Source organism: Mycobacterium sp. 23 (genome assembly GCF_048287075.1).
Taxonomy (GTDB): domain Bacteria; phylum Actinomycetota; class Actinomycetes; order Mycobacteriales; family Mycobacteriaceae; genus Mycobacterium; species Mycobacterium gordonae_B.
Genome location: NZ_JBLVUX010000005.1, coordinates 6771246 through 6793579 on the forward strand (window position 1 = coordinate 6771246; position 22334 = coordinate 6793579).

Below are 22334 nucleotides of genomic sequence, written 5' to 3' on the forward strand. Positions count from 1 at the left end.
CCCACTACCCAAAGGATGGCTCCGTGATCGACTTCTCCGTACCCCCGGAACTGACGGCCCTCGGCGAACGGGTCCGCAGATTCGTTATCGACGCCATCATCCCTTACGAGCGCGATCCCCGACTCACTCAGCACGGCCCCAACGACGAGTTGCGGCAGGAGCTCGTCGGGTTGGCCCGCAAGGAAGGGTTGTTGACCCCGCAGGCGTCTACCCGGTTCGGCGGCAAGGGCATTTCGCACATCGAGCAGTCCGTGATCTACGAGGCGGCCGGATGGTCCACTCTCGGGCCCGTCGCGATGAACTGCGCCGCGCCGGACGAGGGGAACATGTTCCTGCTCGACAAGCTGACCACCGACGAGCAGGCCGACGTCTTCCTGAAGCCCGTTCTCGACGGCACCGTGCGCTCGGTCTTCGCGATGACCGAGCCCGGGGGAGCGGGTTCGGATCCGTCGCAACTACTCACCGAGGCGCGACGCGACGGCGACTCCTATGTCATCAGCGGCCGCAAGTGGCTCATCACGGGCGCCAACGGAGCGGGCACCTGGATCGTCATGGCCAACGTGGTCGGCGACGAAAATCCCGGCGGTCCAACGCTTTTCCTTGCCAAGGGCGGCGATGACGGCATTGTCATCGAGCGGGTGATGAACTCCATGGACCGCAACTATGTCGAAGGACACGGCGTCGTCGTCTTTGACGACCTGCGGGTGCCTGCGTCCAACGTGCTCGGCCAAGTCGGCGAGGCCATGCGTTACGCACAGATGCGTTTGGCGCCCGCGCGTCTCACCCATGCCATGCGCTGGTTGGGTGCGGCATCCCGCGCCCAGCACATCGCCTTGGAGCATGCGAAAACCCGCACCGCGTTCGGCGCCCCGATCGTCGACCACCAGGGCGTCGGATTCCTGCTGGCGGACAACGAAATTGCGCTCACCCAGTGCCGCTTGGCGATCTGGTACACGGCCTGGGTCCTGGACCAGGGGCACAAGGCGCGACACGAGAGTTCGATCAGCAAGGCCTTTGTGTCCGAGGAGCTGTTCAAGGTCGTCGACCGTTGCATACAGGTGATGGGTGGGATCGGCGTCACCGACGAGACACCGATCGAGATGATCTTCCGGGACATCCGCGGATTCCGGCTCTACGACGGGCCCACGGAGGTGCACAAGTACGCGATCATCCGGCGGATGAATCACGTCGGCTCCGCGGCGTCGCGGGTGCCGGGATCTGACACTGTCTGAGCCGGCCCGGCCGGTCTAACATCCTGTGACGTGCGACGACTTCTGGCGCTGACCGCGGTGTTGGCACTGGCGACGACGGTGGCGGGATGCGGAAGCAAGGATGCAACACCTGAGAAACGCCCGGCCTCTCAGGCAGTGGTGATCGTGTCCGGTGGAGACGCGACCAGCCCGTTCACCACTCCGGACCAGGCGTGCGCCACCGGTTTGGCCGCCGGCAACACCGACACCGCGATCCGCGAATACCTGCTCAAGCGGGGCTACACCGCCTACACCTCACCGGCGATGGCCGGACGGGGGCAGGTGGCCGACCAGACCGGTTTCGGCCCATTCGGCGTCTGCCCGGTCACGCTGCCGGAGAACATGACCGTTGACTCCACCGGAAGCATCGACACCGCCGGTGAGCACCTCGCCCGGTTCCTCAACTACCTGCACACCGACAAGGGCGTCACCGACGTCGACCTCGTCGCCCACTCCATGGGCGGACTGTACTCACGTGCCGCCATCCGCGTGCTGGCCACCACCAACGCGCCGGTGCACGTCCGCTCGCTGACCACGATCGGCACCCCTTGGCAGGGCTCATATCTGTCCGACTACGCCAACGGCATCGTTCCGCTGACCGACTGCGTCGGTGACACGTTCTGCGAAAACGCGATGAAGGGATTCAAGGACGAGGTCCTGCGCCTGATGGCCGGCTCCGGCCGGGAGGTCAACCAGGCTTTCCTGATGGGCAAGAACGGCTGGAACGACTTCCAGTCGGGTGTCCTCGACAAGATCCCAGTGGTGCTGATCGGCGGCAGGAAATTCGCCAAACCAGGTCAGGTCAACCCGGCGGTGTGGCCCAACGACGGCCTGGTTGCGCTGCAGAGCGCGCTGGCCAAGGACATCAGCGATCCGGTGTTGCCGCACCGGCGCTGTTACACCTTCGAGGACACCCACAGCATCTACGTCTCCAACGAAGCCAAGCTGGACTGGAACACCGCGCTCACGTGGGACCCACAGGTGCTGGACACGCTGAACAAGGCGATCGAAGACGCGCCCAAGGCGATCGACGAGGCCAACCGCCAGGGTTGCCCGGCCGGCTGACCTCACGGTCGCGCTACCGTCGTTTCAATTTCAGCCACGCGCGGCGCGGCTGTGCGGCCTTGACCTCGCGGATCTGCGGGTAGCGGGCCTGCACGCTGCGGGTGATCAGGTCGCCGAGGGTCCGGCCGCTCAGCGGGCAGCCCAGGCAGGCTCCGGTCAGCTCCACGGTGAGAACTCCGTCGTGCACGGAGTGCACCGTGATCGCACCCCCGTGTGAGGCGGCTACCGGCGACACCTCCCGAGTGAGAATCTCGTCGATCCCGTCACGCAACTCCTGATCGCTGACGTCGACGGCCTGAGCAGACAGCGCATCGAACAGCGCCGAGCGCACCCGGGGTCCGTCGACATCCCAGGATCGGTTGGCGCCCAACCATGTTCGCACCTCGCCCGGCCCCACTTGCGCCCGTTCCAGCACACCCTCATCGATCAGGGCGTGCAGTTGCGGCGGCACACCGGACAGTTGCCGGGTCCCGATCAGCCACCGCATCAGGCGGGGGTCATCGGTGGCCTGCGGGTGCAGCAGCGGAACCGGCATGCTCAACTCGTCAGCCACATCGTGATGTGCCGCGCCGCGAAAGCCGCCACCCAGGCGAGCGCGAACATGTACCCCCACGCCGTCAGCGGCCAGCGCCACGAGTTGGTCTCGCGGCGCAGCGTGGCGATGGTGGACATGCATTGCAGGGCGTAAGCGAAGAACACCAGCAACGCCATGATCGTCGGCGCCGTGAACACCAGCTCGCCGTGGTGCGGGCCGGACGTGAACACCGCCGAATGGGTGGCCGACACCAGGTCACCCGATTCGCCGGTCGCGAAGATCTGTCCCAGAGTGGCCACGAACACCTCGCGCGCGGCCATCGCCCCGATCAAGCCGACGCAGACCCGCCAGTCGAAACCCAGCGGCGCGAACACCGGCTCCAGAATCTTGCCCAGGCCGGCGGCGAAGGAGTGGTTGACGACGTAGGCCGTGGCGGCGGGCTGGTCCATGCCGGCGGTCTCCGCGGTGCGCGCCGGCAGGTTGAGCAGGAACCACAGCACGACGGAGGTGCCCAGGATGATCGTTCCGGCCTTGCGCAGGAACACCTTTGCCGAGTCCCACACGGTCATCACCACCGACTTGACCGACGGGAAGCGGTAGGGCGGCATCTCCATGTAGAAGGGCAGCAGATCGCCGCCCAGCACCACCGATTTGAACAGCCAGGCGGTCAGCATCGCCGAGACGCCGCCCAGCAGATACATCCCGAACATGACCACGCCCTGCAGCGAGACCGGTCCCCACCGGTCCTGTGGGCTGACCAGCATCCCGATCAGCAGGATGTACACCGGCAGGCGGGCCGAACAGGTCATCAGCGGGGCGGCCATGCAGGTGGCGAGCCGGTCGCGCGACGACGGGATGGTGCGGGTGGCCATGATCGCGGGCACCGCGCAGGCCAGCGACGACAGCATCGCCACGAAGGCCCGCCCGTCGAGACCGGTGGTCGCCATGACGCGGTCCACCAGGAAAGCGGCGCGCGTCATGTAGCCGATGTTCTCCAGCAGTGAGATCAGCAGGAACATCAGCACGATCTGCGGGATGAACACCAGCACGGCGCCCACGCCGCCGATCACCCCGTGCCCGAGCAGACCGGCGACCGCACCGTTGCTGACGTTGTCGTCCACCAGGGCGCCCAGCCAGCTGAACGACTTCTCGATCGCATCCTGCAGGGGTGCCGCCAGGGTGAAGATGATCTGGAAGAACGCGAACATGACCACGATGAAGAACAGCGATCCCCATACCGGGTGCAACAGCACCCGGTCGATCCGCGCGCTGCGCAGGTCCGGTTCGGGCGCCCGGTACCGTCCGGCATGCAGGATTGACGCGATCCAGCTGTTGTATTCGGCATCATCCGAGGGCGGTGGGATGGCGACGCGCTGCCAGGTCTGCGGCGCCGCCAGCAGGGCGCGCAGCGGTTCGAAACCTTTGCCACGGCTACCGATGACGCTGACCACCGGGACCCCGAGTGCGGCGGCGAACTGCTCGGTGTCCAGCTGTCCGCCGCGGGCCGTCAGTTCGTCTCCCATGGTGAGGATGACCATCGTGGGCTTGCCCAGCGCCAGGACCTGAGACACCAGAGACAGCGACCGCTCCAGCACGGTGACATCGACCACCACCGCGAGGGCTTCGGGCGCGGGGATGTCGGGCAATTCGCCGCGCAACAGGTCAGCCACCACCTGTTCGTCCGGGCTGACCGGCTGCAGGCTGTAGCACCCCGGGACGTCCTCGATGATGAACGTCTTCGTCTCGTCGTCGGTGCGGAACCGTCCGGTGCCTACCCGTCGGGCGACGGTGACACCGGGATAGTTTCCCGTGCGCGCCCGCATGCCGGTGAGGTGGTTGAACACGGTGGTTTTGCCGGCGTTGGGGCTGCCGATCAGGGCCGTGCGCGGCTGGCCGGGTGGCGCGGCGACCGCGCCCCCGTCGTCATGGCAGGACGCGGTCATGACTGCTCGGCAACCTCGATCTGGGCGGCTTCGTTTTTGCGGAGGCAGGTGTCGTAGCCCAGCAGGCGGTACACCGAAGGGTCGCCCAGTGGGGCGGTGCGTAGTTTGGTGACCCGGATTCCGGGACGGAAACCCAAGTGGCGCAATCGGTTTGCAACGTCAGCCGAGATGGCCGGAGCGAATGCGACGATCTGTGCGCCGGTGCCCGGAGCCAGGTCGGCCAGCGTCGACCGGCCGTCCTGACCAGGCCGGGACTCCGGCGCTGATCGTTCCAACCGGCTGTTGGGCATCGCTGGTACCTCCGCATCGCCGCCACGCCCGCACGTGGGTGATATCCAAGAGTATCCGGAGTTAGGTCAGCCTCACCAAGGGCAACGGTGACAGGGCCGCTCGGCTCACGTCAGGAAGCAGACCGACGTGCCAACCCCACTCGCCGCGGTTAGCATTACCGATGCCCCGCATGGGTTGTTGGGCCGACTCCGGCCGCGTGAACGAACGCCCTCCCGAGGCCACACTGAAGAGGCTGGTGCCCGATGAGCAAACACTACGGCCTGATCGCGTTCACCGACGACGTTCGAGCTGTCCAGCATCAGTACGGCAGCGACGCCTTCTACGATCGGAAACGCGTTCAGGCCAAGGCTGTTTCGGGCTCCGACCCGCTGACCGACGACGAGCGGGAGTATCTCGCGGAACGCGACAACTTCTTTCTGGCCAGCGTCGGAGCAACGGGCTGGCCGTACGTCCAGTACCGCGGCGGGCCCCCCGGCTTCCTGCGCGTCATCGACGACCACACCATCGGCTGGGCCGACTTTCGCGGCAACCTGCAGTACATCAGCACCGGCAATCTCGCCGGCGACAACAGGGTCGCGATCATCGCACTGGATTACGCGCACAAGCGGCGCCTGAAGATCTTCGGCCGGGCCCGGGTCGTCGCCGCCGCCGACGACCCCGCCCTGATGGCCGATCTCGCCGAAGGCGGTTATGACGCGGTGGTGGAGCGCGCCGTCGTCGTCGACGTCGAGGCCTACGACTGGAACTGTCACCAGCACATCACCCCGCGCTTCACCGCCGCCGAGCTCGAACCGCATCTGGCCGCGTTGCGCCAACAACTGTCAGCGCTGCAGGCCGAGAACGCGGAGCTTCGCGAGCAGCTGCGCCCGGGGCAGTGACCCGCGACTAGCAGCGCCCCTTTTGGACGTGTTCAGCCTGGTATGGCACGCTCGACACCGTGGGTGACCTACCTGGTTCTCAGAGCGACAGCGCAGCACGGAAGACATCAGGGCCGCCGGTGCGGCCGTTGTCGTCGGACCAGCAGCCGGCCACCAAGGCCGACCTGTATGCCGCGGTGGATGCCATGCGCGCCGACATGCGTGAACTGCTCGAGCAGATCAGCACGCTGATCAAGGACGCGACGCAGAAGTAGGGTCGAGCGGGTGAAGCCGTTTCGGATCGACGTTCCCGACGACGTACTCGACGACCTGCGCGCGCGCCTGGCGCGCACCCGGTGGCCGGAAGCCGAGTGCGTGGACGACTGGAGCCAGGGCATCCCGTTGCGCTACACCCGCGATCTGGCCGCCTACTGGGCCGACGACTACGACTGGCGGGCCCGTGAAGCGGCGTTGAACCGCTTCAACCACTTCACGGACCAGTTCGACGGCCTGGACATCCACTTCATCCATCAGCGCTCCCCGCATGACGACGCCTTCCCGCTGCTGATCACCCACGGCTGGCCCGGATCGATCGTGGAATTCCACAAGATCATCGAGCCGCTGACCAACCCCACCGCACACGGCGGGCGGGCGCAGGACGCCTTCCATGTGGTGTGCCCTTCGTTGCCGGGCTACGGATTCTCCGGCAAACCGGGCCGCACCGGATGGGGTGTGGAGAAGATCGCGCTGGTGTGGGAGGAGCTGATGACCCGCCTGGGCTACGACCGCTACGGCGCCCAGGGCGGGGACTGGGGCGCGGCGGTCACCAGCCAGATCGGCCGCAACGAAGGTAACTGCGTGGCCATCCACCTCAACATGCCGCTGGGCATGCCCACCGCGGAAACGATGGCCGATCCCACCGCCGAGGAGCAGGCGGCCCTGGCCGCGCTGGCCGAGCACCGCAAGAACGGAACCGGGTACTCCAAGCAGCAGTCCACCCGCCCTCAGACGGTGGGCTACGGGCTGGTCGATTCCCCGGTGGGTCAGCTCGCCTGGATCGTTGAGAAGTTTCACGCCTGGATGGACTGTGACGGCCACCCGGAGAACGTGCTCACGCGAGACGAGTTGCTGGACAACGTGATGATGTACTGGGTGACCGAAACCGCGGCGTCCTCCGCGCGGCTGTACTGGGAGAGTTTCAAGAAGTGGGGCGACACCACCCGGGTCGAATTGCCCACGGGCGTCGCGTCTTTCCCGAAGGAGATCCTGCGGGCGCCGCGACGCTGGTGCGAGCCGAACTTCAACATCACCCATTGGACGACCATGCCGCGGGGCGGGCATTTCGCGGCGTTCGAGCAACCCGAGCTGTTCGTGGCGGACGTCCGGAAGTTCTTCGCGACGGTGCGCTGACGCGGGTTTGCCGTCGACGGTACAACAGGACGGGATGCCCGCTAAACCACCCGCCAGCCGCGGCGTGCGCGAAACCGCATGTCCCACAAGTATATTCGATAGATCAGCAGCCAGGTTCGGTGCGGTATCAGCCGGTCGGCCACCCGCAGCGCCGAAAGCAGCAACTCGAACCGGGTCTGTTGGGACTCCGACCAGTCCAGCCGCATCATCGCGCGGAATTCCGGCGCGAGAAACCCTGTCGTCGCGAACAGGTTGAACGGGCCGGCCAGCACTCGTAGCGGCCGGGGCAGGAACGCCATCGAAGCCACGCCGCGCAGGTGCTCCCGAACCGGCGGGTCGATCCGCAGTTCGTCCAGGGATCTCTTCCAATACTCGTCGAAGGCGACGCGGTCGGGCGGCCACATCCGCTCGGGCACCTGCAGGGTGGTGCCCAGCCGTTTTGCGTCCTGGTAGACGGCGTCGGCCGCCGCGTCCTCGAGCGGTCCGTGCAGAAACTCGTGCTGCTCGACGTAGTAGCGGTACAGGCAGCCGGCGACCCACAACTGCAGCGCGGGATCGAAGGCGCGGTAGGCCACCGGACTCGACGCAGTCGAGCGGACCTGACGGTGCGCGACGTCGACCGCCTTCCGGATCAGTTTGCGGTCGGCCTCCGTGCCGATGGTGGCGACCGCCAGGTAAGTGCCGGTGGTGCGGGCTCGCTTGAAGGGGTGCTTGTAGACGTTGCCGCTGTCCACCGGGCTTTCCAGCACGCCGTAGCCGACCCCCGGCAACGACAGCTGCATGATCACGTTCGCAGCCGGCAGTAACAACGCCGCCGGGTTCAGCAAGTCGGCGACCCCGGTGACCGGCCGCTTCATCGCGGTTCTCGTGTCATGGTCCGAGTAGACCACATCACATGTGACCGACTTCACCGCAGATGAAGGTTAGACCGGCTAGAAATGGGCATTTTGGACACATGTCAATCGAACCGTCTGTCGGCGAGCCCGATGTCTCAGCGGCGAAGTTGACCAATCTGTTTCAAATCGGACGCTCGCAGGCCGCCTACAACTACGTCCCCGAAATGTGGTGGATGCTGGCAGCACAGTTCATCGTCCTGATCGCGTTGCTCGTCGTCGTGGTGGTCATTTAGCCGCCGGCCACCGCCGGTGTGAGACGCTGCCCGGGTGTTTTCGACGGCGGGGCAGGCCCGATTTCTCGGCGTTGTCGCCGGTTATCTCGCCGACCTCACGTTCGCGGACCCGGCGCGAGGCCATCCCGTTGCCCTGTTCGGCAGGGCGGCAACCGAGGTAGAACGGGTCAGCTATCGAGACGGCAAGGCCGCGGGAGCGGTGCACGTCGGCCTGCTGGTGGGCGGGGCCGGATGGCTCGGCGTGGCGCTGCAACATCGCGCCGGCCCGGTCCTGGCCACTGCGCTGGCGACTTGGGTGTCATTGGGTGGAACCTCGCTGGCCCGTACCGGAAGTCGCATGGCCTCGCTGCTGGACGACGGCGACGTCGAAGGTGCCCGAGCCCTGCTGCCGTCACTGTGCGGGCGCGATCCGGCCGCCCTCGATGAGGTGGGATTGACGCGCGCTGCGCTGGAGTCAGTCGCCGAGAACACCTCCGACGCGCAGGTGGCGCCCGTGCTGTGGGCCGCAGCCGGCGGCGCGCCCGCGGTGTTGGCGTACCGGGCGATCAACACCTTGGACGCCATGGTCGGCTACCGGTCCCCGCGCTACCTCCGATTCGGTTGGGCAGCAGCACGATTGGACGATCTGGCGAACTACGTCGGCGCGCGGGTGACCGCCGGGCTGGTCGTGGGGTGCGCCCCGCTGATCGGGGGCTCACCCTGCGGTGCGGTGCGGGCATGGCGACGCGACGCGGGCCGGCATCCCAGCCCCAACGCCGGCGTCGTCGAGGCCGCGTTCGCCGGGGCGCTCGGGGTACGGCTCGGCGGTCCCACCCAGTACCGTCACGAACTGCAGATCCGGCCGACGCTGGGCGACGGCCGGACGCCCGCCGTGGGCGACCTGCGCCGCGCGGTGCGGCTGTCGCGGACGGTGCAGGCGGCCGCCGTCACGCTGGCCGGGTTGGTGTGCGTGGCACCGAACGTGTTCTCAGGGCGGGATTTTCGCGGTTTTTCCGCCCACAGATCACGCTCGTCGGCCAGGTTCTAACGGCGGCGGCCGTATCGGTCGGCGAGCTTGTCCTCGACGGTCATCGTGGGCGGCTTCTGCTCGGCAGGCGCCGGCGGGCCCTGCTTGTCCCGGCGCCGCGCACGCACCTCGGAGTACACGAAATAGCCCAGCGCGATCGGCGCCAGCACGCCGAACAGCACCCACTGGATGCCGTAGGAGAGATACGGTCCGGCGTCCAGGTGTGGCACCCCGATGACGCCGAGGCCACCCGGCTGGTTCTCGACCAGCTGCAGATAGGACCCCGCCAGCGGCACACCGGTCAGGGCCGCGACCTGGCCGGTGCTCACCGAATACACCTGCTGATAGCCGTCCCTGGTGAACGGGTCCTTGCCCTGCACCACCGGCTCGGAGTCGCGCAGCCGCGCGGTGATCGTCACGGGCTGGGTGGGCGGCGCCGGGATCGGCGGCACGTGCGAACCCTGCTCGGGCCGCACGTAGCCGCGGTCGACCAGCACGGTCGGCCCGTCGTCGACCACGAACGGCATCAGCACCTCGAACGCCTGCTCGCCGTCCACCACCCGCAGCCGGGCCAGCACCCGGACCTCCGGCAGGTAGTGCCCGGTGGCGGTCACCTGCCGCCACTGGGCGCCGGGCGCAGACGAATCCTGCTGAGGCAGAAAGGTTTTCAGAGCAACGGGCGGCGTGTTCAGGGAGTCGGCGATCTGCTGGTTTTCCCGCGAGGTCCTGGTGTTCTTTCCCAGCTGCCAGGGCGCGAGCACGGTGAAACACAGATAGGTGAACGCGACGCACACCAGAATCAGCGCCACCCAGCCCGGCCGCAGCAGGAACCGCAAACGCCTGGCCATCAGCCGTACCCGTTCTGCGCGAGTCTCTCGTCGACCCAGTCGTGCAGACCCGGCAGCGCGGCCTCGATCACGACGAACGCCGTCTCGAAATCGCCGTGGTCCCCGTAGTACGGATCCTCGACGTCGGGGGTGTGGGCGCCTGAGCGGGGGTCGAACGAGCGCAGCATCCGCAACCGGTCGTCCTCGACCCCGAGTTGCCGGAGCAGACGTTGATGATTGCGCCCCAGGGCGATGACCAGGTCCGCGGCCAGGTGGTCGTCGTCGACCTGAGCCGCGCGGTGGGCGGTGGGGTAGCCGTGGTCGCGCAGTACCCGCTTGGCCCGCACGTCGGCTCCCTCACCGGCATGCCAGCCGCCGGTGCCGGCGCTGGTGACGCGCACGAGGTCGCCGAGACCGCGTTCGGAGATCTGATGGGCGAACATTTTCTCGGCCATCGGCGAACGGCAGATGTTGCCGGAGCACACGAACGTCACATGCAGCCGTGGATCAGACACCTAGCGCCCTCCGCAATTCGTCGATCGTCTCGACATGGGTCACCCCGGTCAACGCGATCGGTTCGGTGAAGTCGCCACGCCCGTAACCCCAGCCGACCACCACCGTGTCGATCCCGTGCGCGGCCGCCCCGTGGACGTCGTGACTGCGGTCGCCGACCATCAGGACACGCTCGGGCAGTGGCTGAAGCTGCGCCAGCGCGTGCGCCAGGACGTCGGTCTTGGACTTGCGGGTGCCGTCGGGACTGGCGCCGGCGATGACCTCGAAGTGCTGATCGAGGTCGAAGTGCGCGAGGATGCGCCGGGCCGTCGGCTCCAACTTGGAGGTCGCCACCGCCAGGCGCACCCCGGCGGCCTGCAGGTCGGCCAGCAGCGGCGCGATGCCGTCGAACAGGCTGTTCATCGCCCAGCCCCGGCTGCCGTACTCGGCCCGGAAAGCAGAGAACGCCTCGTCAGCGCGCCCGTCGAGTTCCATGGCGTGGAACGTCTCGTCCATCGGGGGGCCGACGATGCGGGCGGCGAGATCGCCGTCGGGAATCGGGGCGCCGATGTGGGTGAGCGCATGGCGGAAGCTCGCCACGATGCCGTCGGCCGAATCGGTCAGGGTGCCGTCGAGATCGAAGATGACCAGTTCGGCCTTCGCGCCGGTAATCGAGCCTGTCACGTGTTCATTGTCGTTGATTGCGAAGTTCGGGCATGGCAGGCACCGGTTTGTGCGCCCGGACGACAGGGCGTGCGGTCCTGCAGGAGGTACTCGGCGCTTGGGCGATACCTGCACAGCACTAGTGTTTCTGTGATGGCGGGTCTTGATCCGAGCGCGTCGAGTCGCATTGTGCGCGCGCGTTATCACGGCGATCAGGCCGCGATGCCCGGCATGCTGGATTTCGCCGTCAACGTCCGTCGCGCCCAACCGCCCTCGTGGTTGGTCCAGGAGCTGAGCGCCCGGCTTCCCGACCTGGCCCGCTACCCGAGCGCCGCCGACGTGCGCGCGGCGCAGGAAGCCGTGGCCGCACGGCATGGCCGGGCCCGCGACGAGGTGTTGCCGCTGGCCGGAGCGGCCGAGGGTTTCGCGTTGCTGAGCAACCTGCGTCCGCGACGCGCCGCGATCATCGCGCCGTCCTTCACCGAACCCGAGGCGGTGCTGAGCTCGGCCGGTATTGCCGTGCAGCACGTCGTCCTGCGACCCCCGTTCACCCTCGAGGCGGTGGAGGTGCCCGAGGATGCCGACCTGGTGGTGATCGGGAACCCGACCAACCCGACGGCGGTGCTGCACACGCGTGAGCAGGTGTTGGCGCTGCGCCGGCCGGGACGGATCGTGGTGGTCGACGAGGCGTTCGCCGACTCCGTTCCCGGCGAGCCGCATTCGCTGGCCGGTGACGCGCCGCCGGACGTGCTGGTGCTGCGCAGCCTGACCAAGACCTGGGGACTGGCCGGGTTGCGGGTCGGCTACGCGCTCGGCGCGCCCGATTTGCTGGCCCGGTTGACAGCACAGCGTGCGCACTGGCCGGTGGGCACGCTGCAACTGACCGCCATCGCCGCCTGCTGCACCGAACGGGCGGTAACCGAGGCCGCCGCGGATGCCGCCCGGTCGGTGGCCATGCGCTCAGCCATGGTCGCGGGCCTGGAATCGGTGGGCCTCGATGTGGTCGACGGCCGGGCCCCCTTCGTCCTGTTCGCCTGCCCCGATGCTGATCTGACCAGAAAGCGATTGCGCGACAAAGGAATTGCGGTTCGGCGGTGCGATACCTTCGTCGGCCTGGACGAGCGTTATCTGCGGGCGGCGGTGCGACCCGAGTGGCCGCGACTCGTCGAGTCGATTGCCCTGGAAGGCGTCCACGGCGGGAGCCTGCGATGAGCGTGCGACTGGCCGACATCATCGAGGTGCTGGACGAGGCGTACCCGCCGCGGCTGGCCGAGTCGTGGGACTCGGTGGGCCTGGTGTGCGGTGATCCTGCCGATGAAGTCGAGTCGGTCACCATCGCGATCGACGCGACGGCCGACGTGGTCGACGAGGTGCCCGACAACGGTCTGCTGCTGGCCCATCACCCGCTGCTGCTGCGCGGCGTCGACACCGTCGCGGCCAGTACGCCCAAGGGTGCGTTGATCCACCGCTTGATCCGGTCCGGCCGTGCCCTGTTCACCGCCCACACCAACGCTGACTCGGCCAGGCCGGGCGTGTCCGACGCGCTGGCCGACGCCCTCGGCCTGACGGTCGAGGCCGTTCTGGACACCTCGCCCAGCGTTTCCGATCTGGACAAGTGGGTCATCTACGTCCCGATGCAGAACGTGGAAGCGGTGCGGGAAGCGGTCTTCGCCGCCGGCGCCGGGCACATCGGCGACTACTCGCACTGCAGCTGGAGCGTCACCGGCACCGGCCAGTTTCTGCCCCACGAAGGCGCTGCTCCGGCAATCGGCAGTGTCGGTGCGGTCGAGCACGTCACCGAGGACCGGGTCGAAGTCATCGCGCCCGCCCGGGCGCGCGGTGCCGTCCTGGCCGCGATGCGTGCCGCGCATCCCTACGAAGAGCCCGCCTTCGACATCCTCGCGCTGGAGCCGCCCCCGGCCGGGACCGGACTGGGCCGTATCGGCACGCTGAGGCGCCCCGAGCCGTTGCGCGACTTCGTCGCACGCGTCAGCGCCGCCTTACCCCGAACGTCGTGGGGGGTGCGCGCCGGGGGTGACCCGGACCTGCCGGTATCGCGGGTTGCGGTCTGTGGCGGGGCGGGGGACTCGTTCCTGGGTGCGGTAGCCGCGTCGGACGTGCAGGCTTATGTCACATCCGACCTGCGGCACCATCCCGCCGACGAGCATCTGCGGGCCTCACCGGTGGCGCTGATCGACGTCGCGCACTGGGCCAGCGAATTCCCGTGGTGTGCCCAGGCGGCGGATGTGCTGCGGTCCCGATTCGGATCGCTGCCGGTGCGGGTATCCACCGTCCGCACCGACCCCTGGAACCTGAGAACTGAGTGCTGAGAAAGAGACCTGGAGAGCAGTGATGAAGGCCGATGTAGCACAGCAGCGTTCGCTACTGGAACTGGCGACGGTCGATGCTGAGCTGTCGCGGCTCGCGCACCGCAGCAGTCATCTGCCTGAGCGCGCCGCGTGCGACCGGGTGCGCGGCGAGCACACCGCCGCCAGTGACCGGTTGGGTGCCGTACAAATCGCATTGGAGGACCTGGACGCTCAGATAACGCGGCTGGAGGCCGAGATCGACGCGGTGCGCAAGCGGGAAGACCGGGACCGCTCGCTGCTCAGTTCGGGGGCCACCGACGCCAAGCATCAGGCCGACCTGCAGCACGAACTGGAAACCCTGCAACGCCGCCAGGCCAGCCTGGAGGACTCGTTGCTGGAGGTGATGGAGCGCCGCGAGGAATTGCAGGCGCAGCAGGACGCCGAGTCCGGGGCCGCCGATGCCTTGCAGGCCGAACTGACCACCGCGCAGCAGGCTCTCGACACCGCGCTCGCCGAGCTGGAGACGGTCCGAGCGGAACACGCGTCGCGGCGCGACACCTTGGCCGCCGGGCTGAACCCCGATTTGTCGGCGCTCTACGAGCGGCTGCGCGCCGGGGGAGGGCCGGGAGCCGGGCAACTGCAGGGTCACCGGTGCGGCGCGTGCCGCATCGAGATCGGGCGCGGCGAATTGGCCCGCATCACCGCGGCGGCTGAAGATGAGGTACTGCGGTGCCCGGAGTGCGGCGCGATTTTGTTGCGCGTCAAGAGTTTTGAGCAATGAAAGTCGTCATCGAGGCCGACGGCGGGTCGCGGGGTAACCCGGGACCCGCCGGGTATGGGGCGGTGGTGTGGAGCGCGGACCGCCGGACCGTGCTGGCCGAGACCAAACAGGCCATCGGACGCGCCACCAACAATGTCGCCGAGTACCGCGGTCTGATCGCCGCCCTGGATGACGCCCTGAACCTGGGCGCCGTCGAGGTTCAGGTGTTGATGGACTCCAAGCTGGTGATCGAGCAGATGTCGGGGCGCTGGCGCGTCAAACACCCCGACCTGGTGGAGTTGCACGGCCAGGCCCGTTCGCTGGCGGCGCAGTTTCGCCGGATCAGTTTCTCCTGGATCCCGCGCGAGCAGAATGCCTACGCCGACCGGCTGGCCAACGAGGCGATGGACGCCGCGGCACAGACCGATCGCCGGGTCGACAAGGTCGCCGTCCCGGTCACCGAGTCCGCGCGCAAGGCCGCGGCGGAGGAGGTGGTGTCCGACCCCAACAAGGGGCCGGGCTGGACCGGCGCCAGTGGCAACCCCACCCGGTTTCTGCTGTTGCGGCACGGACAGACCGAGTTCTCGGCGCAGCGTCGCTACTCCGGGCGGGGCAACCCGCCGTTGAACGAAATCGGTTGGCGGCAGGCCGGTTTGGCGGCACGGTACCTTACCCAGCGGCGCGGGATCGCGGCGGTGATCTCATCGCCACTGCAACGTGCCTATGACACGGCGACGACCGCGGCCCGGGCTTTGGGCTTGGAAGTCACCGTCGACGAGGACCTGATCGAGACCGACTTCGGAGCCTGGGAAGGCCTCACCTTCACCGAGGCCGCCACCCGCGACCCGGAACTGCACCGTCGCTGGCTGTACGACACCGGTGCGCTGCCGCCGGGGGGCGAAAGCTTCGACGACGTGCTGCGGCGGGTGCGGCGCGGCCGCGACCGCATCATCGCCAACCACCCCGGCGCCAATGTGCTGGTGGTGTCCCACGTCACGCCGATCAAGTCGATGCTGCGGATGGCACTGGACGCCGGATCGGGGATTCTGTACCGGCTGCACCTGGACCTGGCGTCGCTGAGCATCGCCGAGTTCTATCCGGACGGCGCATCGTCGGTGCGCCTGGTCAATCAGACGGGTTACCTCTGATCGACCTCGACCTGCGGGTAGGGCTCGACGTACTGCTCACCCGCCGCGCCCGCGTAGGTGCAGGTGCGCCCCGACAGATCGACGTCGTAGTTCACCACGCCGGCCTCCCAGCAGGATCGGGTGAACTGCGAATAGCTGGTGTCGCCGGCCTGGTCGGTGCGGATCGCGGTGATGAGGGCATCCCGGTTCCACCGCGCGACGTCGGTCATGCCTGAGACGACCGGGTCGGCCTGCATGACCACGGCTCCGGCGTCGGTGAGATAGAGCGTGGTACCCGACGGGATCGAGTGGTGGTACCTGTTCACCCCCGCCTGGCGTAACACCTCGGCCACCAGGGGAAAGCCGTGCGTCCGGGGTCGTAGTTGCGCCGCCCGTTCGTGCGCGGCCTGAAGCTTTTCGATTGCGCTGCTCACGGTTGTGCTCCAATCTAGTTCTGACACCATATTGCTAAAACGACAACATATTGTCAAAGGAGCTCGATGGCCGACGACATCGCCCTGCTGGTTGCCGATATCTACGAGGCCGCCGGTGCGCTACGCAAGTCCGGAGAGGCTGTCGCCAAGACCGAAGGACAGACCCAGGCCCGCTGGCAGCTGCTCAGCGTGATCTCCGGGGATGCGACGTCAGTCCCGCGCGCCGCCCGCCGGCTGGGTGTCTCCCGGCAAGGCGTGCAACGCATTGCCAACAACCTGGTCGACGACGGTCTGGCGCAGTGGCGGTCCAACCCCGACCACCGCTCATCGCCGTTGCTGCAGCTGACCGCCACCGGTCGGCGGGCGTTGTCTTCCATCACCGACCGGGCCTCCGCCGCGCAGCGGTCGCTCACCGCGGACATCGAGGCCGACGACATCCGGACGGCACGAAATGTATTGCAGCGTCTGACTGCTGCGGTTCGACAGCTCAAGTGAACTAGGTAGCGTCGTGAAAGATCAGGCCCAGGGCATACCGTTCGCCGGTACGCACCGTCGAAATGCCATGGCGCACAGGCGCAACCGACCAGCCGTGGCTGGAGTGCACCGGCCGGTCGCGGGTGGTGAAGACGTAGCCGTGGCCCTGCGGCAATTGCGTTGCGGTGCCGCGGGATTGCGCCCGAAATCGCTGTTCGACGAGCAGGAATTCACCGCCGGTGTAGTCGACACCGGGGTCACTCAGGTTGATCACCACCTGAAGCGGAAAAACCAGGTCACCGTACAGATCTTGATGCATGGCATTCCAGTCGTCGGCGCCGTAGCGCAACATCAGCGCGGTGGAGCGCGTCTGGCCGGCGCGGTGGCACGCTGTCAGCCACTCGTCGAGGCTGTCCGGCCACGGCGTGGTGCGGCCCAGCTTGGACCACCAGGCGCGGGCGATCGGCAGTAACCGCGGATAGAGGGCCTGCTTGAGTCCTTCGATCGGCTCGGGATAGGGAGCGCTGAAGTAGCGGTACTGCCCGGAGCCGTAGCGTTTGGGGGCCATGTCGATCGTCTTGCGGAACAGGCTGTTGTCGGCGTAAAGACCGCGCAGCCGGGCCGCTTCGCCGGCGGTGACCAGCCGTGGCAGCAGCGCACCGCCGTACTCGTCGAGTTCGGCGGTGATCGCGCCCCAGTCTCCCGAGCCGACGCGGGCATCCCACCGGGTCATTCCGCGGCCTCCCGTCAGTGCGTGGCGCTGTCCACGATAGGAGACCGGACCTGGCTTGTGCCCTGTTGTGCGGGTACCGTGTTCGTCGCGGACGAGTTGGCTGGACGGCCGCGGCTCGAGTGGGTCCGAGAGGTGCCGACTTGAGTCGAGGAAAGTCCGGACTTCACAGAGCAGGGTGATTGCTAACGGCAATCCGAGGCGACTCGCGGGAAAGTGCCACAGAAAGCAGACCGCCACCCGTGTGGTGGTAAGGGTGAAACGGTGCGGTAAGAGCGCACCAGCATCCCGGGTGACCGGGGTGGCTCGGCAAACCCCACCCGAAGCAAGGCCAAGAAGGCCGCACCGAAAGTGCGGCCGCGCAGACGTTCGAGGGCTGCTCGCCCGAGTCTGCGGGTAGGCCGCTCGAGGCACCCGGCAACGGTGTGTCCAGATGGATGGTCGTCGCCGTGCCGCCGTGGATTAAAGCCGCGGCGGTGGGGAACAGAATCCGGCTTACAGGCCAACTCGTCCGCCTTCTGCTCTCAGCGGCTTTTGCGCACCGCCTTGTCGAGTTTGCGCAGCGCCGAATCCAGTTGCTGCCGGCTGGTTTCGGCGATCTCATTCTCCTGTTGGTAGAGCAGCCCGTAGGTGAAGGTGTCTTCCCCAGCCAGGTGTGCCGCCTGGGCCTGCGCCAGCAGGTGTTCGCGGCTGACCACGCTGTCCTGGTGATCGCCGAGCAGGGTCTGAATGGCCTTCGCCTGCTGCGCCACCCCGCTCGCACCGGTGGCCGCCGCGGTGTAGCGCAGTCGCTTGGCGCGCTTGCGGATCACGTGCAGCGTCTCGTCGGCATCTTCGGCATGCGCCGCTTCCGCCGCGCGTGCGGCCTTGGCGGCCTTGCGGACGCGCTTGTAGGCGGCATCTATGGTGACCGGGCGCGGTTCCTGACCCAACGCGGTGACGGGTGGCTCCGCCACCATCGCATCGAGTGCGTCCAGCAGGCGGAAATAGCGCTTGGACCGCATGGCGGCCAGCGAGCGTCGCAGGCCGAGCTGGTAACGGCGCTGAGCCCCGGTGACGAGACGTTCGGTCACCGGGCCACGAACCAGCTCGGGGGCCAACTGTCTCAGCTCGCGCTCGTAGCGCTCGGCGAGCACTTCGGCGTCGCGCGCCACGCCCAGGATCCCGGCCAGCTCGCGCAGTTCGTCGAGAACCCATGCGCCGTCGGCCAATCCGAAGGAGTCCTGGGAGTCTTTGAGCAGGCTGCGGATCTTGCGGATGGTGACCCGCATCTGGTGCACGGAGTCGTGGGCGTCCGCGCGCACGGCACGGTCCCAGCTGAGCAGCTCCTCGACTTGCTGGGCCACCGCGCGGTGTACCGGGTCAGCCGGGGGAGCAGGTGCCTGCTTGGCCGGACCGTCGGAGTGCAGCACCCGGCTCAGCTTCGAGCCGTGTCCGGCGGGCGAGGCACCGGCGTCGAGCAGCCGGTTGCTCAGCCGGTTCAGCAGTTCATGGCCGGCCTTGTGTTTCTTGTCGGAGTCGATGTCGAGAACCTCGACTTCCCACTCCCGCCAGCGCTGCTCGTCGGATCCGCTTGACGCCGACCACGCGGTGACGTGGTCGTTGGAGAACTCCGCGAGCGCGCGGCCCTCGGCGTCGTAGAGGCCCTGGCTTTCGCGCCGGGTGGTGATGCGTGCGACGGGCTCGACGGGACGGTCGCGGACGATCGCGAGTATCACGTCCAGTAGCTCGCCCGGCACCGCGTCGTCGGCGGCGGACGCGTCGATCGCGGCATGGATCTCGGTGCGGGTGTCGGCCCCGGCGGGCAGCTTCAGGTGCCAGCCGGCGTCGTGTCCGCCGGTGCGGCGGCGCAGGGTGATCCGGTTTCGGGCCAGGTCCTGGGTCGCGGTGTCGAAGTAGACCGCGTCCAACTCCTGGACGGGGGACGCGTCGACGCGGGCCACTGCCGCGATGCCTTCGAACGAGGGTGACACCGTCGACTCGACCACGTCGAACTTGCGCTCGACCTCCAGATGTCGCGCCGTTTTTGGCGCTTTAGCAGGCATTTTCTTCTCCGTGAGAGCGCATCGCTGCCGAGCAGGGTGGTTTGTCGGCGTCGAACGGTAAGCCCCCATAGCGTGCCACACCGGGGTTACCGGCCCGCCTACGGCATGTTCGTATCGAACGTGCCGGTCGCACCACTTATGGTGTGCGATGTGGTACCGGCTCTCGGGGCGCCGGTCCGGAGTGCGAAGGAGTCATCCATGTTGAAAATCCGCGTGATCGCCGGTGCAGTTGTCGCAGGCGCGGTAAGCGGCGCAACGCTTTTCGGTGCCGCGGTACCGGCCGGGGCGGACCCGGAGCCGGCGCCGCCGAACTGTACCGCGGCTGACCTGGCCGGCATTTCCTCCGGCGTGGCCGCGGCGACCTCCGCTTATCTGTTCGCCCACCCGGACGTCAACGACTTCTTCACGAGTCTGAAAGGGCTGAGCCGCGAAGAGATGGGCAACCGGTTGCAGCAGTACATGGACGCCAATCCGGACGTGCACGCGGATCTGCAGGGTATTCGCCAACCGGTGACTGACTTCCGGGCTCGGTGCGGGGCTCCGGCGCCCACGCCCTAACTCAGAAGCAGTGCTCTTCGGCCGGGAATGCCCCAGTGGCCACTTCTTCTGCGTATTGCCTTGCGGCACGGCCTAATTCGGCACCGACGGCGGCGAACCGCTTGACGAAACGGGCGGACTTGCCGCTACTCATTCCGGCCATGTCCTGCCAGACCAGAACCTGACCGTCACAGTTGGGCCCCGCGCCGATCCCGATCGTCGGGATGGTGAGCTTGCCGGTGATCTGGGTGGCCAGTTCGGCCGGCACCATCTCCATCACCACGGAGAACGCGCCGGCCTCGGCGACGGCGATGGCGTCGGCGATGGTCTGCTCGGCGGCGTCGCCGCGCCCCTGAACCTTGAAACCGCCCAAGGTGTTGACGCTCTGCGGGGTGAAGCCGATGTGCGCCATGACCGGGATCCCGGCTGCGCTGAGGCAGGCGATCTGATCGGCGACGCGCTCGCCGCCCTCGAGCTTGACGGCGTGGGCGCCGCCTTCCTTCATGAACCGGGTGGCGGCGGCCAGTGCGGCCGCCGGTCCCGCTTCGTAACTGCCGAAGGGCAGGTCGGCGACCACCAGTGCGTGCGGCGCGCCCCGCACCACGCCACGGACCAGCGGGATGAGCTCGTCGATTGAGACCGGCACCGTGGTGTCGTAGCCGTAGACGACGTTGGCCGCCGAGTCGCCGACCAGCAACACCGGAATGCCGGCTTCGTCGAACACTCGCGCGGTCGAATAGTCGTAGGCCGTGAGCATGCCCCACCGGTGGCCTTCGGCCTTCCACTTCTGCAGGTGATGGGTGCGGATTTTGGGCCGTGGCGCCGACTCGGCGGCAGGGCTGGAACCGTAAACGTTCTCAGACATCATTGTCCTCAGTGATGGTCGGGTCGATCCTCGTGGCCCACAGCAGGGGTCCCCGGGTTCGTCTGACTTTCCCAGTCTGCCATCTTGTCCAGGCAGATGCACCGTGTGGTTCGCCACGGACTTACCATCCTCGGATGCAGCGGCTCAGTGGGCTCGACGCCAGCTTCCTGTATCTGGAGACCGACACCCAGCCGATGCATGTTTGCTCGATCCTGGAGCTCGATACCTCCACCATGCCCGGCGGCTACACCTTTGACCGGCTGCGGGACGCGTTGTCGTTGCGGCTGGCCGCGATGCCGGAGTTCCGCGAGAAGCTTGCTGACAGCCCGCTGAACCTGGACCATCCGGTCTGGGTGGATGACAAGAACTTCGATGTGGATCGCCACGTGCACCGCATCGGGTTGCCGCCTCCGGGCGGGCGTGCCGAACTCTCGGAGATCTGCGGTCACATCGCGTCGTTGCCGCTGGACCGTAGGCGACCGCTGTGGGAGATGTGGGTGATCGAGGGCGTTGCGGGCACTGACTGCCACCGGGCCGGCCGTCTCGCGGTGATGATCAAGGTGCACCATGCCGGCGTGGACGGGGTGACCGGCGCCAGCCTGATGTCTCAGCTGTGCACCACCGAGGCCGATGCGCCCGCGCCGGATCCGGTGCGCGGGGTCGGCGACGCCAGCGGATGGCAGATCGCCGCGGGCGGGTTGCTTCGGTTCGCCACCAGACCTCTGCAGCTGGCCAGCGTGGTTCCCGACACCGTCAACTCCGTGCTCGACACCCTGCAGCGGGCTCGCGACGGGCTGACGATGGCCCGCCCGTTTGCCGCGCCGCGCACGGTGTTCAACGCTACGGTCAGTGGCCGTCGCACGATCGCCTACGCCGAGTTGAACCTCGACGATGTCAAGACCGTCAAAGACCACTTCGGCATCAAGGTCAACGACGTGGTGATGGCACTGGTGTCCGGGGTGCTCCGGCAGTATCTGGCCGATCGCAACGTGTTGCCGGCGACGTCGCTGGTGGCGTCCGTGCCGGTCTCGGTGCACGGCAAGTCCCCGCGATCCGGGCGCAACCAGGTCTCGGCGATGTTCGCCAGCCTGCACACCGAGATCGCCGACCCGCTGCACCGGCTGAAGGCTATCGCGGAAGCGAACTCGGTTGCCAAGCAACATAGTTCGGCGATCGGCGCGACGCTGCTGCAAGATTGGTCGCAATTCGCCGCGCCGGCGGTCTTCTGCGCGGCGATGCGCGTCTACGCGATGACCCGGTTGACCGAAACGCTGCCCGTGCACAATCTCGTCGTTTCCAACGTGCCGGGGCCGCAGATCCCGCTTTACCTGTTGGGCTGCGAGGTCAGGGCCATGTATCCGCTGGGCCCGATCTTTCACGGCTCGGGGCTCAACATCACGGTGATGTCGCTGACCGGCCGCCTGGACATCGGCCTGATCGGGTGCCCGGATCTGGTGCCGGACCTGTGGGAGATGGCCGACGAGTTTGAAGTCGTCATGGAGGAATTGCTGGCTGTGTGCGGCTAGCGGCCGGTCGTCTGTGACGTGGATCGCGACTTGCTAATCGGCCGCTAACCTGCGTCTTG

Annotated in this window: 25 protein-coding genes and 1 other RNA gene; 15 read left to right on the plus strand and 11 right to left on the minus strand. The window is 67.7% G+C overall.

All coding sequences use genetic code 11. The annotated features are described in order from the left end of the window. The first annotated feature begins 23 nt into the window (after nucleotides 1–23). Entirely contained in the window at nucleotides 24–1232 is a 1209-nt protein-coding gene (locus ACNQS7_RS31975) for an acyl-CoA dehydrogenase family protein (protein WP_418015719.1), read from the plus strand. 30 nt (nucleotides 1233–1262) lie between these two features. Next, the gene (locus tag ACNQS7_RS31980; RefSeq protein ID WP_418015720.1) at nucleotides 1263–2315 is read left to right on the plus strand and encodes an esterase/lipase family protein; all 1053 of its coding nucleotides are present in this window, start codon (nucleotides 1263–1265) and stop codon (nucleotides 2313–2315) included. Nucleotides 2316–2328: 13 nt separating this feature from the next. Here ACNQS7_RS31980 and ACNQS7_RS31985 read toward each other — a convergent pair whose 3' ends face one another. The 3 genes from ACNQS7_RS31985 to ACNQS7_RS31995 are packed head-to-tail and all read right to left on the minus strand — an operon-like array spanning nucleotide 2329 to nucleotide 5083. After that, nucleotides 2329–2850 carry a NifU family protein gene (locus tag ACNQS7_RS31985; protein WP_418015721.1) on the minus strand — a complete coding sequence of 174 codons (522 nt, stop codon included), beginning with the start codon at nucleotides 2848–2850 and terminating at the stop codon, nucleotides 2329–2331. 2 nt (nucleotides 2851–2852) lie between these two features. Continuing rightward, on the minus strand, nucleotides 2853–4793 hold the full coding sequence (gene feoB / locus ACNQS7_RS31990) for a ferrous iron transporter B (protein WP_418015722.1): 1941 nt from the start codon (nucleotides 4791–4793) through the stop codon (nucleotides 2853–2855). Next, nucleotides 4790–5083: a FeoA family protein gene (locus ACNQS7_RS31995; RefSeq protein WP_418015723.1), complete on the minus strand. Its 294-nt coding sequence runs from the start codon at nucleotides 5081–5083 to the stop codon at nucleotides 4790–4792. The genes feoB and ACNQS7_RS31995 overlap by 4 nt, the downstream gene beginning before the upstream one ends. Nucleotides 5084–5326: 243 nt before the next feature. On the opposite strand from ACNQS7_RS31995, the gene ACNQS7_RS32000 reads away from it, so the two are divergent. From ACNQS7_RS32000 to ACNQS7_RS32010, 3 genes are read left to right on the plus strand one after another with little or no spacing between them, the layout of a single operon-like run. Beyond that, nucleotides 5327–5962 carry a pyridoxamine 5'-phosphate oxidase family protein gene (locus ACNQS7_RS32000; RefSeq protein ID WP_418015724.1) on the plus strand — a complete coding sequence of 212 codons (636 nt, stop codon included), beginning with the start codon at nucleotides 5327–5329 and terminating at the stop codon, nucleotides 5960–5962. Nucleotides 5963–6021: 59 nt separating this feature from the next. Beyond that, a complete protein-coding gene (locus ACNQS7_RS32005; protein ID WP_055577209.1) occupies nucleotides 6022–6216 on the plus strand; it encodes a hypothetical protein in 195 nt (64 codons plus the stop codon). Nucleotides 6217–6226: 10 nt separating this feature from the next. After that, entirely contained in the window at nucleotides 6227–7351 is a 1125-nt protein-coding gene (locus ACNQS7_RS32010; protein ID WP_418015725.1) for an epoxide hydrolase family protein, read from the plus strand. Nucleotides 7352–7392: 41 nt separating this feature from the next. Here ACNQS7_RS32010 and ACNQS7_RS32015 read toward each other — a convergent pair whose 3' ends face one another. Continuing rightward, on the minus strand, nucleotides 7393–8208 hold the full coding sequence (locus tag ACNQS7_RS32015; RefSeq protein WP_418015726.1) for an oxygenase MpaB family protein: 816 nt from the start codon (nucleotides 8206–8208) through the stop codon (nucleotides 7393–7395). A 98-nt stretch (nucleotides 8209–8306) separates the two neighbouring features. Here ACNQS7_RS32015 and ACNQS7_RS32020 point away from each other — a divergent pair, with 98 nt between their 5' ends. Beyond that, a complete protein-coding gene (locus ACNQS7_RS32020) occupies nucleotides 8307–8480 on the plus strand; it encodes a hypothetical protein (protein ID WP_418015727.1) in 174 nt (57 codons plus the stop codon). A 34-nt stretch (nucleotides 8481–8514) separates the two neighbouring features. Beyond that, nucleotides 8515–9507, plus strand: a complete 993-nt coding sequence (locus tag ACNQS7_RS32025) for a cobalamin biosynthesis protein (RefSeq protein ID WP_418015728.1) — start codon at nucleotides 8515–8517, stop codon at nucleotides 9505–9507. Here the strand turns inward: ACNQS7_RS32025 and ACNQS7_RS32030 are convergent. From ACNQS7_RS32030 to ACNQS7_RS32040, 3 genes are read right to left on the minus strand one after another with little or no spacing between them, the layout of a single operon-like run. Further along, nucleotides 9504–10334, minus strand: coding sequence for an SURF1 family protein (locus tag ACNQS7_RS32030; RefSeq protein ID WP_418015729.1), 831 nt, complete (start codon nucleotides 10332–10334; stop codon nucleotides 9504–9506). The two genes, ACNQS7_RS32025 and ACNQS7_RS32030, sit on opposite strands and share 4 nt — an antisense overlap. Then, nucleotides 10334–10828 carry a low molecular weight protein-tyrosine-phosphatase gene (locus ACNQS7_RS32035; protein WP_418015730.1) on the minus strand — a complete coding sequence of 165 codons (495 nt, stop codon included), beginning with the start codon at nucleotides 10826–10828 and terminating at the stop codon, nucleotides 10334–10336. Before ACNQS7_RS32035 ends, ACNQS7_RS32030 begins: the two co-directional genes overlap by 1 nt. After that, a complete protein-coding gene (locus ACNQS7_RS32040; RefSeq protein ID WP_418015731.1) occupies nucleotides 10821–11489 on the minus strand; it encodes an HAD-IA family hydrolase in 669 nt (222 codons plus the stop codon). Before ACNQS7_RS32040 ends, ACNQS7_RS32035 begins: the two co-directional genes overlap by 8 nt. Before the next feature lie 132 nt (nucleotides 11490–11621). Here ACNQS7_RS32040 and cobC point away from each other — a divergent pair, with 132 nt between their 5' ends. From cobC to ACNQS7_RS32060, 4 genes are read left to right on the plus strand one after another with little or no spacing between them, the layout of a single operon-like run. Continuing rightward, nucleotides 11622–12680, plus strand: a complete 1059-nt coding sequence (gene cobC, locus ACNQS7_RS32045; RefSeq protein ID WP_418015732.1) for an Rv2231c family pyridoxal phosphate-dependent protein CobC — start codon at nucleotides 11622–11624, stop codon at nucleotides 12678–12680. Continuing rightward, nucleotides 12677–13798: a Nif3-like dinuclear metal center hexameric protein gene (locus ACNQS7_RS32050; RefSeq protein ID WP_418015733.1), complete on the plus strand. Its 1122-nt coding sequence runs from the start codon at nucleotides 12677–12679 to the stop codon at nucleotides 13796–13798. Before cobC ends, ACNQS7_RS32050 begins: the two co-directional genes overlap by 4 nt. 22 nt (nucleotides 13799–13820) lie before the next feature. After that, entirely contained in the window at nucleotides 13821–14558 is a 738-nt protein-coding gene (locus tag ACNQS7_RS32055; RefSeq protein WP_418015734.1) for a zinc ribbon domain-containing protein, read from the plus strand. After that, nucleotides 14555–15685, plus strand: a complete 1131-nt coding sequence (locus tag ACNQS7_RS32060) for a bifunctional RNase H/acid phosphatase (RefSeq protein ID WP_418015735.1) — start codon at nucleotides 14555–14557, stop codon at nucleotides 15683–15685. Before ACNQS7_RS32055 ends, ACNQS7_RS32060 begins: the two co-directional genes overlap by 4 nt. Here the strand turns inward: ACNQS7_RS32060 and ACNQS7_RS32065 are convergent. After that, nucleotides 15676–16098, minus strand: coding sequence for a DUF1398 family protein (locus tag ACNQS7_RS32065; protein WP_418015736.1), 423 nt, complete (start codon nucleotides 16096–16098; stop codon nucleotides 15676–15678). The two genes, ACNQS7_RS32060 and ACNQS7_RS32065, sit on opposite strands and share 10 nt — an antisense overlap. Before the next feature lie 66 nt (nucleotides 16099–16164). Here ACNQS7_RS32065 and ACNQS7_RS32070 point away from each other — a divergent pair, with 66 nt between their 5' ends. Continuing rightward, entirely contained in the window at nucleotides 16165–16593 is a 429-nt protein-coding gene (locus ACNQS7_RS32070) for a MarR family winged helix-turn-helix transcriptional regulator (RefSeq protein WP_418015737.1), read from the plus strand. 1 nt (nucleotide 16594) lies between these two features. On the opposite strand, the gene ACNQS7_RS32075 is transcribed toward ACNQS7_RS32070, so the two are convergent. After that, a complete protein-coding gene (locus ACNQS7_RS32075; RefSeq protein ID WP_418015738.1) occupies nucleotides 16595–17305 on the minus strand; it encodes a 2OG-Fe(II) oxygenase in 711 nt (236 codons plus the stop codon). A gap of 92 nt (nucleotides 17306–17397) precedes the next feature. Here ACNQS7_RS32075 and rnpB point away from each other — a divergent pair. Continuing rightward, an RNA gene (rnpB, locus tag ACNQS7_RS32080) (RNase P RNA component class A) lies at nucleotides 17398–17816 on the plus strand. Between the two features lie 10 nt (nucleotides 17817–17826). Here the strand turns inward: rnpB and ACNQS7_RS32085 are convergent. Continuing rightward, the gene (locus ACNQS7_RS32085; protein WP_418015739.1) at nucleotides 17827–19347 is read right to left on the minus strand and encodes a CHAD domain-containing protein; all 1521 of its coding nucleotides are present in this window, start codon (nucleotides 19345–19347) and stop codon (nucleotides 17827–17829) included. Nucleotides 19348–19545: 198 nt separating this feature from the next. Between ACNQS7_RS32085 and ACNQS7_RS32090 the strand changes: the two genes are divergently transcribed. Next, nucleotides 19546–19905: a heme-binding protein gene (locus ACNQS7_RS32090; protein ID WP_418015740.1), complete on the plus strand. Its 360-nt coding sequence runs from the start codon at nucleotides 19546–19548 to the stop codon at nucleotides 19903–19905. Nucleotide 19906: 1 nt separating this feature from the next. Here the strand turns inward: ACNQS7_RS32090 and panB are convergent, their stop codons facing one another. Further along, nucleotides 19907–20752: a 3-methyl-2-oxobutanoate hydroxymethyltransferase gene (gene panB / locus ACNQS7_RS32095; RefSeq protein WP_418015741.1), complete on the minus strand. Its 846-nt coding sequence runs from the start codon at nucleotides 20750–20752 to the stop codon at nucleotides 19907–19909. A 131-nt stretch (nucleotides 20753–20883) separates the two neighbouring features. On the opposite strand from panB, the gene ACNQS7_RS32100 reads away from it, so the two are divergent. Continuing rightward, the gene (locus ACNQS7_RS32100; RefSeq protein ID WP_418015742.1) at nucleotides 20884–22275 is read left to right on the plus strand and encodes a WS/DGAT/MGAT family O-acyltransferase; all 1392 of its coding nucleotides are present in this window, start codon (nucleotides 20884–20886) and stop codon (nucleotides 22273–22275) included. The last annotated feature ends 59 nt before the right edge of the window (nucleotides 22276–22334 follow it).